Raw genomic sequence first — 13,512 nt, 5'->3', positions numbered from 1 at the left:
CGCGTCAAATCCTTGAAAAGGCAGGGTAATGCTGCACATTGATACCTGGAAGCGGGTTCTGATCTGGCTGGTCTGCGTGACCGGCCTGCTGATGGCCCTGCCGAATGCGTTTTACACGCGCGTTGAACAATCCAACGATGCCAAGGCCGCGATCGAGCTTGGCATCGACACGCCCGAGATGCAGGCCGAAGCGGCGCAGTGGCCAAACTGGTTGCCGTCGTCCTTGGTCAATCTGGGCCTTGACTTGCGGGGCGGTGCGCACTTGCTGGCCGAGGTTAAGGTCGGCGATGTCTACGAATCCCGTATGGATGCCATGTGGCCTGAAATCCGCGACGCGCTGCGGGATGAGCGGGCGACCGTAGGCACCATCCGCCGTCAGAACTCAGCCCCAGATGAGATTCGGGTGCGTATCAGTCAGCCCGAAGGCATGGCGCGCGCACTGGAAGTCGTGCGTGGCCTAGCCCGGCAGGTGCAGACGCTGTCCGGGGTAGGGGCCACTGATATCGAAGCCCGCGCCGAAGGCGACACCATCGTCGTGCAACTGTCGGATGCCGAGAAGCTGGCCTCGGATGATCGCACCGTTCGACAGTCGCTTGAGATCATCCGCCGTCGTATCGACGAGGTCGGCACGCGTGAACCCACCATTCAACGCCAGGGCGCGGATCGTATTCTGATCCAGGTGCCTGGCATCGGCAGCGCGGGTGAGCTGAAAGAGATCATCGGAACCACTGCGCAACTGACCTTCAATCCGGTTGCTGGCCGCACGACCGATGCGGATACCGCGCCGGGCATCGGGCAAGAGGTCGTCCCTTCGCTTGATGAAGACGGTGTGTATTACATTCTGGAATCCGCCCCCGTAGTGACGGGTGAGGAACTGGTCGACGCCCAACCCGCGTTCGACCAGAACGGCCGCCCTGCGGTCAATTTCCGCTTTAACACGTCCGGTGCCCGCAAATTCGGCGACTACACGCTGGAGAACATCGGCGCGCCTTTTGCGATTGTGCTTGATGACGAAGTGATCTCGGCCCCGGTGATCCAAAGCCATATTCCGGGTGGTTCGGGCATCATCACCGGCAATTTCACGGTTGAGGAAAGCACCAATCTGGCCGTCCTGCTGCGCGCAGGTGCGCTGCCGGCAGGGCTGGAGTTCCTTGAAGAACGCACGATCGGCCCCGAGCTGGGACAAGACAGTATCGACGCAGGCAAGGTGGCCACCATCGTGGCCTTTGTTGCCGTCCTGGTCTTCATGGCGCTCAGCTATGGTTTGTTCGGTATCTTCGCAAATATAGCGCTGATCCTGAACGTCGGGCTGCTGTTTGGTCTGTTATCACTGATCGGGGCGACGTTGACCTTGCCGGGGATCGCGGGGATCGTGCTGACAGTCGGTATGGCGGTGGATGCCAACGTGCTGATCTTTGAACGTATCCGCGAGGAACTGAAATCCGCCCGAGGTCCAGCCCGTGCAATTGAGCTGGGTTATGAAAAGGCACTGTCGGCAATTCTGGACGCAAACGTCACCACATTCATCACGGCGACAATCCTGTTTGCCATGGGCAGCGGACCGGTGCGGGGCTTTGCCATCACTCTGGGTCTGGGCATCCTCACCTCGGTCTTCACCGCGATTTTCGTGACGCGCCTGATGATCGTGATTTGGTTCGAACGGCGCCGCCCGAAAACGATCGAGGTTTGATCATGAGACTGAAACTTGTCCCTCAAGAAACCTCGTTCGATTTCTTCAGCCGCTGGAAGGTTTGGCTGGGTATTTCCGGCTTGATGATGGTCTTGGCCTTTACGTCCTTCATGTTGCAGGGCCTGAATTTCGGCATCGACTTCCGGGGCGGCACCACGATCCGCACCCAATCGGCGCAAGAGATCGACGTGGGTGCCTATCGCGACGCCATCGCTCCGCTTGAACTGGGCGATGTCACAATCACCGAGATTTTCGACCCGACCTTTGGCGAGGACGAAAACGTCGCCATGATCCGCGTTCAGGCGCAGGCGGAAGCCGAAGCGGTCTCGGCCGCAACAGTAACGGCTGTGGAAGAGGCATTGAAGGCGGCAGCCCCCGATATCCAATTTGTGTCCGTTGAATCCGTCGGTCCCAAGGTTTCGGGTGAGCTGATCCAGACCGCCGTGATCGCCGTTGTCCTCGCGATTGGGGCCGTGCTGGTCTATATCTGGCTACGGTTCGAATGGCAGTTTGCCCTGGGGGCGGTGGCCGCGCTTGTGCATGACGTGATCCTGACCATCGGCATCTTCTCGGAACTGCAAATCCGGTTCGATCTGGCGATCATCGCTGCGCTGCTGACCATCGTGGGCTATTCGCTGAACGACACGGTGGTTGTCTTTGACCGGGTGCGTGAGAACCTGCGCAAATACAAAAAGAAAGACCTAAAAGAGGTCCTCAACATCTCGATCAACGAGACCCTCAGCCGGACGGTCATGACCTCGGTGACAACCCTGCTGGCGCTGATCTCGCTTTATGTGTTGGGCGGAGACGTCATCCGTGGCTTCGTCTTCGCGATGATCTGGGGCGTGATCGTCGGGACGTATTCTTCGGTCTTCGTAGCCTCGACCATCCTGCTGTGGCTGGGGGTCAAACGCGACTGGTCCAAACCGTCGAACACGGCGGGCAACCAGTTTGCAAACATCGACGCCTGATCTTTTTGGCCAGTCCCCCACAGGGCTGGCCACTATTCTATGCGCCGCCTTCCTCAGCGGCATCGTGCGTGGGTTTTCCGGCTTTGGCACGGCGCTGATCTTCCTGCCTATCGCAACGCCTTTTCTGGGCCCGTTCGGCGCGCTGATTGGGCTGACCATCATGGATATCTTCGGTCCGCTCCCCAACCTGCGCCGTGCGTGGCGCGAGGTTGACCGGGGCGACCTGATCCGGCTGGTGGCCGGGTGCGCCCTGATCCTGCCATTTGGGCTTTGGATTTTGACGCAGGTCGACGTGAATGTCTTTCGGTACGCGGTTAGCCTCCTGTCGATCGCGATGCTGGCGGTCCTGATCCTAGGTCTGCGCTATCACGGCTATGTCAGCCGCACGATGGTGGTCGGCATCGGCTGCGCTGCAGGATTTCTTGGAGGCGTGGCAGGCCTGCCTGGTCCAGCGGTCATACTGTTCTACATGTCCCGCCCACTGCAAGTGACGGTCATCCGCGCCACCATTCTACTATTCCTATTTGCCTTCGACTTTCTGCTACTGGGCTACCTCACAGGTATGGGGCGGGTGACCGGAATGGCCGCGCTTCTGGGGTTGCTGCTTGCTGTGCCAAACCTGATCGGCAATTGGCTGGGCGGCAAACTGTTCCGCCCCGAACACGAAAGGCTCTACCGCGCTGCCGCGTATCTAGTGATTGCCGTTGCGGCCTTGTCGGGCCTACCACTTTGGGGCTAGAACGCACCCATGCGCCTGAACGAGATCACCTATACCAACGCCACCCCTGTCGATGGCTACGGCCCCGGTTTCTTCCGCGTGGGCGGCGCGCTCTTTCACGGCGCGGTTCTCACCGGCCCAACCGGCACCTCGGAATGGCGGGGCTATGAGGATGCCCAACCGCTCCTCGATCTTGCCGCCAACATTGACGTCCTGTTCATCGGCACCGGGGCAGAGCTGGCACATATTCCCGCCAAACTGCGTAACACGCTTGAAGATGCGGGTATCGGGGTCGAGATCATGAATTCCCCCGCCGCCTGCCGAACCTACAACGTACTGCTCTCCGAAGGTCGCCGCATCGCCCTTGCCGCGCTCCCGGTCTGACGGATCTCCCTTCATCTGGCCAAAAATATCCCGGGGAGCGTGAGGGGCTGGCCCCTCACTCCCACCCCAACCACATCGCGTTCCGTCTAAAGCTCTGCGTCAATTCCGACCTTTTGTCCGCCCCCACAATCCGCTAAGCGAGCGCTATGACACTGACCGTGACCGATCTGGCCATCACCCGTGGTGGCATTCCCGTGCTCGAAGGGCTCAGCTTTACACTGCCTGCAGGCAAAGCACTGATCCTGCGCGGCCCCAATGGGATCGGCAAAACAACCCTGCTACGTACGCTTGCCGGGTTACAACCGCCGCTGCATGGCCGCATCGAAGGGGCCGAGGATCAGATCGCCTATGCCTCACATTCCGACGGGCTGAAACCCACGCTGACGGTTGTCGAAAATCTTAGTTTCTGGGCCTCGGTCTTTGGCACGCAAGGCATACAACCGGCGCTGGACGCCTTTGCTCTGAATGATCTGGCCGACCGCCACGCAGGCAACCTGTCGGCGGGACAGAAACGGCGGCTGGGGCTGGCGCGGATGCTGGTTACAGGGCGACCGATCTGGATGCTGGACGAACCCACCGTCTCGCTGGACCAGAACGCAGTGAAAATGTTCGCCGACGCCGTGCGCGCGCACCTGGGGCAGGGGGGATCAGCCCTGATCGCCACTCATATAGACTTGGGCCTTGACGGAGAGGTTCTGGATGTCGGCCCCAACAAGGCCAAACCCAAACCCATCGACGATTTCGACGGAGGCTTCCTGTGATCGCCTTGCTGCTGCGTGACCTGAAACTGGCCTTCCGCGCCGGAGGGGGCTTCGGCCTTGGGCTGGCTTTCTTCCTGATCGTGACCGTGCTGGTGCCATTCTCGGTCGGGCCGCAATCCTCTCTGCTTTCGACTATCGCGCCTGGTGTGCTTTGGCTGGGCGCACTGCTGGCCTGCCTGCTGTCGCTCGACCGCCTGTTAGCGCTGGATTGGGAGGACGGCTCGCTCGACCTGCTGGCCACGGCACCGCTGCCGCTGGAAGCCGTGGTTACGATCAAGGCGCTTGCGCACTGGCTGACCACAGGCCTACCACTGGTTCTGGCCGCGCCGTTTCTGGGCGTGCTGCTGAATCTGCCGGTGCCGGGCTTTTCGTGGCTGGTGATCTCGCTGCTGATCGGCACCCCCGCCATGAGCGTCATCGGCACCTTCGGCGCAGCCCTGACCGTCGGCCTGAAACGCGGCGGTTTGCTGTTGTCGCTGTTGGTCCTGCCGCTTTACGTGCCCACGCTGATCTTCGGCGCTGAAGTGGCCCGCCGTGGCGCCACGGGGATGGAGACCCAGACCCCGCTGCTCATGCTGGCGGGGATCACCGCCGCCACAATCGCACTGCTGCCCTTTGCCAGCGCCGCCGTTTTACGCATCAACCTTCGGTGACGTGCTCAAACTTTGACCAAGGTCAATTGAGAACGAACCCGACTCGGACTAGATAAGGCCCATGTCTATCGCAGCCAAAGCCAATGCCCTCTGGGAATACGCCAACCCGCGCAAGTTCCTTGCGACCAGCGAACGGGTGATGCCGTTCTTCTGGATCACCTCTATCGCGTGCATCGTGGTGGGGCTGATCTGGGGGTTTTTCTTCACGCCGGATGACTATAAACAAGGCTCGACCGTCAAGATCATCTACCTGCATGTTCCGGCGGCGCTGATGGCGATCAATTGTTGGCTGATGATGCTGGCGACCTCGCTGGTCTGGCTGGTGCGCCGCCACCATGTCAGCGCTCTGGCCGCCCGTGCTGCTGCGCCAATCGGCATCGTGATGACTTTGATCGCACTGGCGACAGGCGCGATTTGGGGTCAGCCCATGTGGGGTACTTGGTGGGCCTGGGATCCGCGCCTGACCTCCTTCCTAATCCTATTCCTGTTTTATCTGGGCTATGTCGCCCTGTGGGAAGCGATCGAAGACCCCGACACCGCCGCCGACCTGACCTCGGTCCTGTGTCTGGTGGGCTCGGTTTTTGCGATCCTCAGCCGCTATGCGGTGAATTTCTGGAATCAGGGTCTGCACCAAGGCGCATCGGTGATGCGTGCAGCTGCCATTACCGGGGCGGATACCGAGGAAAAAGTCAGCAACATCTATTTCTACCCGCTGCTTCTGTGCATCATCGGGTTTGTTCTACTGTTCATCGCGCTGGTGCTCTACCGCACGGGTACGGAAATTCGCGCGCGCCGGATCAAGGCGTTGCTGGCACGGGAAAGGGTAAATGGATGATCCCCGATCTTGGAAAATACGCCGACACGGTCTTGTGGTCCTATGTGGTTTCAATCGGACTTCTGACAGCGCTGATCCTGTTCAGCGTGATGCGCGGCCGCAAGGTTCGGACCGAGATGGAAAAACTCGAAGAACGGATGACCCGCAATGGCTAAAATCTCGCCTCTGATGATCGCGCCACCGCTGATCTTTGGCGCCTTTGCCGTTCTGGCCGGCATCGGCATGTTCCGCGACGATCCAAACGCGTTGCCATCCGCCCGCGAAGGCCAGCCCGCGCCACCGGTCGTCCTGACCGAATTTCAAGGCAAACCCAATTTCGACGACGCCACGCTGCGCGACGGGAATGTCAAACTGGTCAATTACTGGGCCAGCTGGTGCGCCCCATGTCGTGTGGAACACCCTAACCTTCAGGCCCTGTCCGACGAAGGCATCCCGCTTTACGGCATCAACTACAAAGACCAACTGGACAATGCCGAAGACTTCCTGACCGAACTCGGCGATCCGTACACTGGCATCGGTCGCGACGAACAGGGCCGAATGGGCCTCGATTGGGGCGTCTACGGCGTACCCGAGACCTATGTCATCAACGGCGAAGGCACCATAATCCTGCGCTTTGCCGGACCCATCACCCAACGCGTGATCGAAGGCACCATCCGCCCAGCCTTGGAAAAAGCTGCAGGCAAATAAAGCCCGCCCGTTCTTCTGTTCAAAAATACCTCGGAGCGCGAGGCAGAGCCTCGCAAATAACAAAAGGACGCCCTTAGGCGTCCTTTCTTATTCTATATGCACAAATTCCGGTCATCCGGCCTTTGCAAGGTTCCGTAGTACGTAGTGCAGTACGCCACCGTTTTCGATATACTCGATTTCGGGCGCGGTATCGATGCGGCACTTCAGGGTGATGGTCTTCTCGGACCCATCGCCGTAGACGATCGTGCAGGGCACCTCTTGCAACGGCTGGATCGTGTCCAGACCGTGGATCGAGACCGTTTCGTCCCCTTTCAGACCCAGCGACTTGCGTGTGTCACCGCCGGTGAACTCAAACGGAATGACGCCCATGCCAACCAGGTTCGAGCGGTGAATACGCTCAAAGCTTTCGGCGATCACGGCCTTGACGCCCAGCAGAGCCGTACCCTTGGCCGCCCAGTCACGAGAAGAACCCGCACCGTACTGTTCGCCACCAAAGACAACCAGCGGGGTGCCCTTTTCCTGATAGGCCATCGACGCCTCATAAACCGAGGTCTGCTCGCCATCGGGGCCTTTGGTGTAACCACCCTCGACACCGTCCAGCATCTCGTTCTTGACGCGGATGTTGGCGAAGGTGCCGCGCATCATGATCTCGTGGTTGCCACGGCGGGACCCGTACGAGTTGAACTCGCGCGGCTGAACCTGGCGGTCGGTCAGATACTTGCCTGCAGGCGTGGTCGTCGCAAACGAACCGGCCGGTGAGATGTGGTCTGTGGTGATCATATCACCCAGGATCAGCAATACCTTGGCACCTTCGATGTTCGAAATCGTACCCGGCTCGGCCCCCATGCCCTGGAAATAGGGCGGGTTCTGGATGTAAGTCGATGTCGCGGGCCAATCATAGGTTTCCTGCTGCGGAACATCTACGCCCTGCCACTTTTCATCGCCCTTGAAGACGTCCGCATATTTCGATTGGAACGCCTCACGCGTAACGGTCTTTTCAACCAGTTCAGCGACTTCCTGGGCCGATGGCCAGATGTCCTTCATGAAGACGTCGTTACCGTCCTGATCCTGACCAATCGGCTCGGACGTCAGGTCGATATCCATGGTGCCTGCCAGCGCGTAGACCACCACCAACGGCGGCGAGGCCAGATAGTTGGCGCGTACGTCAGGCGAGATTCGTCCTTCGAAGTTCCGGTTGCCCGACAGCACCGACGTGGCGACCAGGTCGCCTTCGGCAATCGCCTCGGACAGTTCTTTTTGGATGGGTCCCGAGTTACCGATACAGGTGGTGCAGCCATAACCCACGAGGTTAAAGCCCACCTTGTCCAGATCTTCTTGCAGGCCAGCGGCCTCAAGATAGGCTGACACAACCTGCGACCCAGGAGCCAGCGAGGTTTTGACCCAAGGTTTGCGGTTCAAACCCAGCGCTGCGGCTTTGCGCGCCACAAGGCCCGCGCCGATCATCACATAGGGGTTTGAAGTGTTGGTGCAGGAGGTGATCGAGGCGATCACGACCTTGCCCGATTCCATGGTGTAGTCCTCGCCGTTGACGACGACTTCCTTGCCCATGGGACGCTTGAAAGTCTCTTCCATTTCCTTGGTGAAAGCGGCCTTGGCGTCGGTCAGTGCAACATAGTCCTGCGGGCGTTTTGGACCCGAGATCGCAGGAACGATGGTGCCCATGTCCAGCGACAGGGTGTCGGTATAGATCGGTGCGTAGTCCGCATCGCGCCAGAAGCCGTTCTCTTTCGCGTAGGCTTCAACCAGCGCGATACGGTCTTCGTCGCGACCGGTATTGCGCAGATAACGCAGGGTTTCGCCGTCGATCGGGAAGAAGCCACAGGTCGCGCCGTATTCGGGGGCCATGTTGGCGATGGTCGCGCGGTCGGCCAGGGGCAGACGATCCAAACCTTCGCCGTAGAACTCGACGAATTTGCCGACAACACCTTTTTCACGCAGCATCTCGACGACCTTCAGAACCAGGTCGGTGCCGGTAGTGCCTTCGACCAGATCGCCGGTCAGCTCAAAGCCCACAACCTCTGGGATCAGCATCGAGATCGGCTGACCCAGCATTGCGGCCTCGGCTTCGATCCCGCCAACACCCCAGCCCAGTACGGCCATGCCGTTAACCATGGTAGTGTGGCTGTCGGTGCCGACCAGCGTGTCAGGGTAGGCGACTTCGTTGCCGTCCTGATCGGTGTCAGTCCAGACGGTCTGGGCCAGATATTCCAGGTTCACTTGGTGACAGATGCCGGTTCCGGGCGGCACAACGCGGAAGTTGTTAAAGGCGTTCTGGCCCCATTTCAGGAATTGGTAGCGTTCCATGTTACGCTCATACTCGCGGTCCACATTCATCTGGAACGCGCGCGGGTTGCCAAACTCGTCAATCATGACCGAGTGGTCGATGACCAGATCAACTGGGTTCAGTGGGTTGATCTTCTGTGCGTCGCCGCCCAGTCCTTTGATGCCGTCACGCATTGCGGCCAGATCGACAACCGCCGGAACACCGGTGAAGTCCTGCATCAAAACGCGGGCAGGGCGATAAGCGATCTCGCGCGGGTTCTTACCGCCGTTGGCGCCCCATTCGGCAAAGGCCTTGATGTCGTCGACCGAGACCGAGAAACCGTTATCCTCGAACCGCAGCATGTTCTCCAGCACCACTTTCAGCGCGGCGGGAAGGTTTGAGAAATCACCCAGACCGGCCTCTTGTGCGGCGGGGATGGAATAATAGGAAATGGACTTGCCATTCACGCTCAGGCTGCGGCGTGTCTTGGCGGTATCCTGTCCGACTTTGATGGGCATCTAGTGGCCTCCCTCTCAAATGACGTGGAATATGGGATTCGCTGAGGGGTATCTGCATCACCCAAGCCGCCGGTTCAAGGTCCAACAGCCCACCTGCGGCAATTTTTGTATACCATTGCACACATTTTTTTGAAATCTGGCTGTCGCGGCTCTCAAGAAACCTTGATTGGAGGTTGAGCGGCGATAGATGTACACCTGTCTCGCATCCCACAAATCCCGAGAGCCCCATGATCAGAACCGTTACTGCGACCGCGCTTGTTTCCCTGTTTCTTGCCTCGTCTTCGATGGCGGAAAGTGACCCGGTGGTTGTGGAGTTGTTCACGTCTCAGGGGTGTTCTTCCTGTCCCCCTGCGGACAAGCTGATGCATGAGCTTGCCAAGCGCGACGACGTTATCGGCTTGGCGCTGCACGTGGACTATTGGGACTATATCGGGTGGGAAGATGAATATGCCAATCCCGATCACACCACCCGGCAGCGCGCCTATGCGCGTGGGGGCGGGCGGTCGATGATCTATACGCCGCAGATGGTGATCAACGGGCAGCAGGATGTTGTGGGCGCCAAGGCTGATGAACTGAATCGCATCATCGACGCCCATCTGAAAGCTGCGCCAGAGGCATCGGTCTCAGCAACACGGGCGGCGAATGATGTCACGGTGGATGTCACGCCGATCGAACTGCCCGAAGGGGCGACCTATGAGATTCGGGTGGTGGAGTATTCACCGATGCGCCATGCCTCGATCCGCCGAGGGGAACTGGCAGGGCATGAGCTGGACTATGCCAATGTGGTGGAATCCTGGCACTGGGCGGGATCCTGGGATGGCAACCAGGCACAGCAATATTCGGTTGCGCTGACTTCGGACCTGCCTGCGGTTGTGCTGGTTCAAGAGGCGGGTCATGGCCCGATCGTGGCCGCCGCGCGGGTCAAATAGGTCAACCGCCCATTAAACCATGTCTTCCGGCTGAACACCCAGCCCATTCCAAGCTTTCCAGCGGCGGTGAATCCAGAACCACTGGCCCATGTTTTTGCGCACCATCGCCTCAAGATCGTCATTGGTGAACTGGGTCATGGTCTTGGGGTCGGTATGGGGGACGGGGTCGTGCAGGACGATCTCAAAGTCGATACCGTTGGGCTGGCGCACGGCATAGCACGGGATCAACACCGCCTTGTACTTCATCGCAAGCTCGGCATTCAGAACCGAGGTCACGGCGGGTTTGCCGAAATAGGTCAGCTCTTCGCCGCCATGGGCGTGCAGGTCCGATACGATGGCGATGATCCCACCCTTTTTCAGGGCGCGCACCATCTCAACCATGCCGCGGCGGCCCTGTTCAAACATCGGCGCGCCGGTTTTGTAAAAGGCGTCGACATACATGTCGTTGAAATAGGGGTTTGCCATCCGGCGATAGAGACAACCGATCGGTTCGCCGCTGCGTTCCTGTAGCGCGATGCGCGCCGCAAGGTAGTGGCCGAAATGGGCGGTGATCATCATCACCGGCTTGCCTTCGGCAACGGCGGCGTCAAACGCGGCGATACCAGGACCCGAAACCTTTGCATGGCGCTGTCGATCCGTAAACCCTTCGGGCGAGAAATGTTCCATAATCGCACGGCCAGCATTGTCGGGGACGGCCCGGCAGATGCGATTGACTTCATCCTCGGGCAGGTCGGGGCAGGTCAGCTTCAGGTTGTTGCGCACGCGTTTCGAAAACCCCACCACTGGTGCAAGCGTGCGGACCAATGCGCCCATTGTCGCAATGCGGCGCTCGTAGGGCAGCAGGCGCATCGCGCCAATCAACCCTCTGAGGAACAGGCCGGTCACGTAATATTTGCCAAGCTCAATCCGGCTGAGTTCTGACTTTTCTACGGGCATCTGTGGCTCTCGGCGGCTATTGCGGGCGTTGCCGGGCCAGACATACAACCCCGACCGAGTGACCACAAGCGTTCTGAATGGGTTACAAGGGCACGGAGGCGTCTCGTTATTCCTCGGCCTCTTCTTCGACAAGGGTTATCGCGCCGCCATCCACCAGATCGCGGATTGCGCCAACGATCTGGGTCATGGCCTCTTCCGCCTCAGCTTGTTTGACCTTGCCGCGTTCGGTCATTTCCTCGCGCAGATTGTCGGCCATGCGCGAGGACATGTTGGTCAGAAGAAATTCAACCGTTGTCTTGTCGTCCTCGGTCTCGGCACCGGCGAGCGCTGTGACCAGAACCGGTTGATCCACGCCCCGAAGGATAGCGGGTACGTCGCGCGGCAGGATGCGCGTTGGGACATGGGCGAATGTAAAGATGGACCGGCGTACGACACTGGCGAAATCCGAATCCTCCTCATCCAGAGCGCTAAGCAACCCGTCGCGGGTCGAGGCGGCGGATTGGTTGAGGATGGCCCCCACGCGCGCACCGGGGCCATCTGTGAATGCCATGGTCGGGCGTTGATCCAGTTGCGCGGCCAGCGACCATCCGATCCGGTCTACTGCCTCGGGTGTGACGTTGGCGGTTTTCGACACCGCATAGGTGATCCGTCGCGCCACAGGGCCGGGCAGGTGGCCCAATAGCTGCGCGGCCTTCGCGGTTTCCAGCTTCGAAAGCATCACTGCCGCGACCTCGATACTTTCGGCCTGCGCCATGTCGGCCAGATCCTCGGTCGGGACTTCGCGCAGGCGCTGCCAGGGATCGCCGACTTGACGCACCCCTGCGACTTTGCGCAGCCGCGCGGCGGTGGCCGGAGCGATTTTGCCGTTCACAGCATCCAGCGCACCCGCAAGTCCGTGCGGAAAGGAAAGCCCGACACTGTCCAGCGCTTCGGCAAATTCAGCGGCCACAGCGTCCAGCGTCACCCGGTCCACCAGACCCATCTGCCCCAGTTGGTGGGTCAGCTTTTCCTGCAAGTCATCGGGAAGATCCTCAAGCGGGATATCCGCGCCGTCATTTAACAAAAGTCGTACGACCACTGCCGCCTTTTGTCGATTGCTCAGCGCGCGTGGAACCACGCGCGGCGCTTCTTGTTCTTTGTCGGCAATGGGGGCCGAAGCCCCCGGCGCCATTTGTACCAATGTGTGTGAGTCCTGCATCTGCCTGCGGTGCCATCATTCTGATCCACGGGCAGAATAGGGAGACTCGGGTAAAAAAAACCTGAAGCTTAGTAGTTGAAGGTCAGCCCCGTGCGGATTGCCTCGCGCAGAGACGCCTCGGCCCAGGTGCCTTCACCACCGCGCGCCTTGATCTCGCGCCATTGCTCGATGGCCAGATCGGTGCGACCTTCGGCGACATAGCCTTGTGCCACGTACGAGCGCGCCAGAATATTGTCGGGATTGACCCTGATAGCGTCCTGATAGAACAGATTGGCCTGTTCCAGATCGCCCAGCTTTCGGAAGGTAAAGCCCCAATAGGTCAGAACACGGTCATCATCCTGATCCATGATCCGAAGGACGTCCTGCGCGTTTTCCAACTGCCCGTCATAGGCAAGCTCACGCACCGCGCCATAAAGTTCGTCCTGAGTGAAATTTGTTTTGTTCGGTTTCACACAGCGCCCGGCGTCCTTGTCATAGACCCGACCGAACAGACACTTCTTGGTCGTGTTCGTCGGTTTAGGCGGGCTGCTGTCCCCACCGCCAGCGGCGTGGGCAACTGGGGCGAAAGCGAATGCCTGCAGGGCAATTGCTGAGGCTAGTACTAGGCGCATTTTCCTACTCCGTTCTCTGGGCTGCTCTGATCAAGCATAGCGCGATCCGATAAAAGACGAACAATCGGCGGCTCGCTTTTATTCACGAGTAGGAAATATTTTCTTAGCTGTTCACGGTTTTGGTACAGCTCTGGGTCTCATAGTCCCATTGGGTGCCCGGCGCGCAGGATTGCGTTTGCTTGGAATGTCCGCTGCAGGCCATCGCGATCGAGGCAGAGCAGGTCAGAGCCAATGCGCATAGAAGAGTACGGGTCATGGTGGGTCTCCTGTTCGGAACAACGACCCCATCATATCCGAATTTGAGCAACCTGACAAAAGGACGAGGCCCGAATCCGCC

At 59.6% G+C, this 13,512-nt stretch carries 15 protein-coding genes; 10 read left to right on the top strand and 5 right to left on the bottom strand.

Annotation, left to right across the window (positions count from 1 at the left end):
• Positions 1-28 precede the first annotated feature (28 nt).
• The 9 genes from secD (at position 29) to ACR0C5_RS02775 (ending at position 6,699) form a co-directional block, all read left to right on the top strand.
• Positions 29-1,690: a protein translocase subunit SecD gene (secD, locus tag ACR0C5_RS02815; protein ID WP_480874388.1), complete on the top strand. Its 1,662-nt coding sequence runs from the start codon at positions 29-31 to the stop codon at positions 1,688-1,690.
• A gap of 2 nt (positions 1,691-1,692) precedes the next feature.
• A complete protein-coding gene (secF, locus tag ACR0C5_RS02810; protein ID WP_170770422.1) occupies positions 1,693-2,661 on the top strand; it encodes a protein translocase subunit SecF in 969 nt (322 codons plus the stop codon).
• Positions 2,642-3,400 (top strand): sulfite exporter TauE/SafE family protein, encoded by a 759-nt coding sequence (locus tag ACR0C5_RS02805; RefSeq protein ID WP_480874385.1) that lies wholly within the window; start codon positions 2,642-2,644, stop codon positions 3,398-3,400. The genes secF and ACR0C5_RS02805 overlap by 20 nt, the downstream gene beginning before the upstream one ends.
• A 9-nt stretch (positions 3,401-3,409) precedes the next feature.
• Positions 3,410-3,763 carry an Mth938-like domain-containing protein gene (locus ACR0C5_RS02800; RefSeq protein WP_170788846.1) on the top strand — a complete coding sequence of 118 codons (354 nt, stop codon included), beginning with the start codon at positions 3,410-3,412 and terminating at the stop codon, positions 3,761-3,763.
• Positions 3,764-3,909: 146 nt separating this feature from the next.
• On the top strand, positions 3,910-4,524 hold the full coding sequence (ccmA, locus tag ACR0C5_RS02795) for a heme ABC exporter ATP-binding protein CcmA (protein WP_480502584.1): 615 nt from the start codon (positions 3,910-3,912) through the stop codon (positions 4,522-4,524).
• The gene (gene ccmB, locus ACR0C5_RS02790; protein WP_170770426.1) at positions 4,521-5,177 is read left to right on the top strand and encodes a heme exporter protein CcmB; all 657 of its coding nucleotides are present in this window, start codon (positions 4,521-4,523) and stop codon (positions 5,175-5,177) included. The genes ccmA and ccmB overlap by 4 nt, the downstream gene beginning before the upstream one ends.
• Positions 5,178-5,238: 61 nt before the next feature.
• Positions 5,239-6,012, top strand: a complete 774-nt coding sequence (locus ACR0C5_RS02785; protein WP_170770428.1) for a heme ABC transporter permease — start codon at positions 5,239-5,241, stop codon at positions 6,010-6,012.
• On the top strand, positions 6,009-6,167 hold the full coding sequence (gene ccmD, locus ACR0C5_RS02780; RefSeq protein WP_170770430.1) for a heme exporter protein CcmD: 159 nt from the start codon (positions 6,009-6,011) through the stop codon (positions 6,165-6,167). The genes ACR0C5_RS02785 and ccmD overlap by 4 nt, the downstream gene beginning before the upstream one ends.
• Positions 6,160-6,699, top strand: coding sequence for a DsbE family thiol:disulfide interchange protein (locus tag ACR0C5_RS02775; RefSeq protein ID WP_170782651.1), 540 nt, complete (start codon positions 6,160-6,162; stop codon positions 6,697-6,699). Before ccmD ends, ACR0C5_RS02775 begins: the two co-directional genes overlap by 8 nt.
• 111 nt (positions 6,700-6,810) lie before the next feature.
• On the opposite strand, the gene acnA is transcribed toward ACR0C5_RS02775, so the two are convergent.
• A complete protein-coding gene (gene acnA, locus ACR0C5_RS02770) occupies positions 6,811-9,501 on the bottom strand; it encodes an aconitate hydratase AcnA (protein ID WP_480874379.1) in 2,691 nt (896 codons plus the stop codon).
• Positions 9,502-9,728: 227 nt separating this feature from the next.
• On the opposite strand from acnA, the gene ACR0C5_RS02765 reads away from it, so the two are divergent.
• Positions 9,729-10,430 (top strand): DUF1223 domain-containing protein, encoded by a 702-nt coding sequence (locus ACR0C5_RS02765; protein ID WP_480502580.1) that lies wholly within the window; start codon positions 9,729-9,731, stop codon positions 10,428-10,430.
• A gap of 12 nt (positions 10,431-10,442) precedes the next feature.
• Here ACR0C5_RS02765 and ACR0C5_RS02760 read toward each other — a convergent pair whose 3' ends face one another.
• The 4 genes from ACR0C5_RS02760 to ACR0C5_RS02745 all read right to left on the bottom strand — a co-directional run bounded on the left by ACR0C5_RS02760 (position 10,443) and on the right by ACR0C5_RS02745 (position 13,431).
• Positions 10,443-11,366: a lysophospholipid acyltransferase family protein gene (locus ACR0C5_RS02760; protein ID WP_170770438.1), complete on the bottom strand. Its 924-nt coding sequence runs from the start codon at positions 11,364-11,366 to the stop codon at positions 10,443-10,445.
• 106 nt (positions 11,367-11,472) lie between these two features.
• Complete coding sequence (locus ACR0C5_RS02755) at positions 11,473-12,537, bottom strand: flagellar motor switch protein FliG (RefSeq protein WP_480502887.1); 1,065 nt, start codon at positions 12,535-12,537, stop codon at positions 11,473-11,475.
• Between the two features lie 95 nt (positions 12,538-12,632).
• On the bottom strand, positions 12,633-13,175 hold the full coding sequence (locus tag ACR0C5_RS02750; RefSeq protein WP_480874376.1) for a tetratricopeptide repeat protein: 543 nt from the start codon (positions 13,173-13,175) through the stop codon (positions 12,633-12,635).
• A gap of 103 nt (positions 13,176-13,278) precedes the next feature.
• Positions 13,279-13,431: an adenylosuccinate lyase gene (locus tag ACR0C5_RS02745; RefSeq protein ID WP_170788837.1), complete on the bottom strand. Its 153-nt coding sequence runs from the start codon at positions 13,429-13,431 to the stop codon at positions 13,279-13,281.
• Positions 13,432-13,512: the final 81 nt, after the last annotated feature.

The organism is Ruegeria sp. N8 (assembly GCF_056531325.1).
This window is presented reverse-complemented; position numbering and strand designations above follow the sequence as displayed.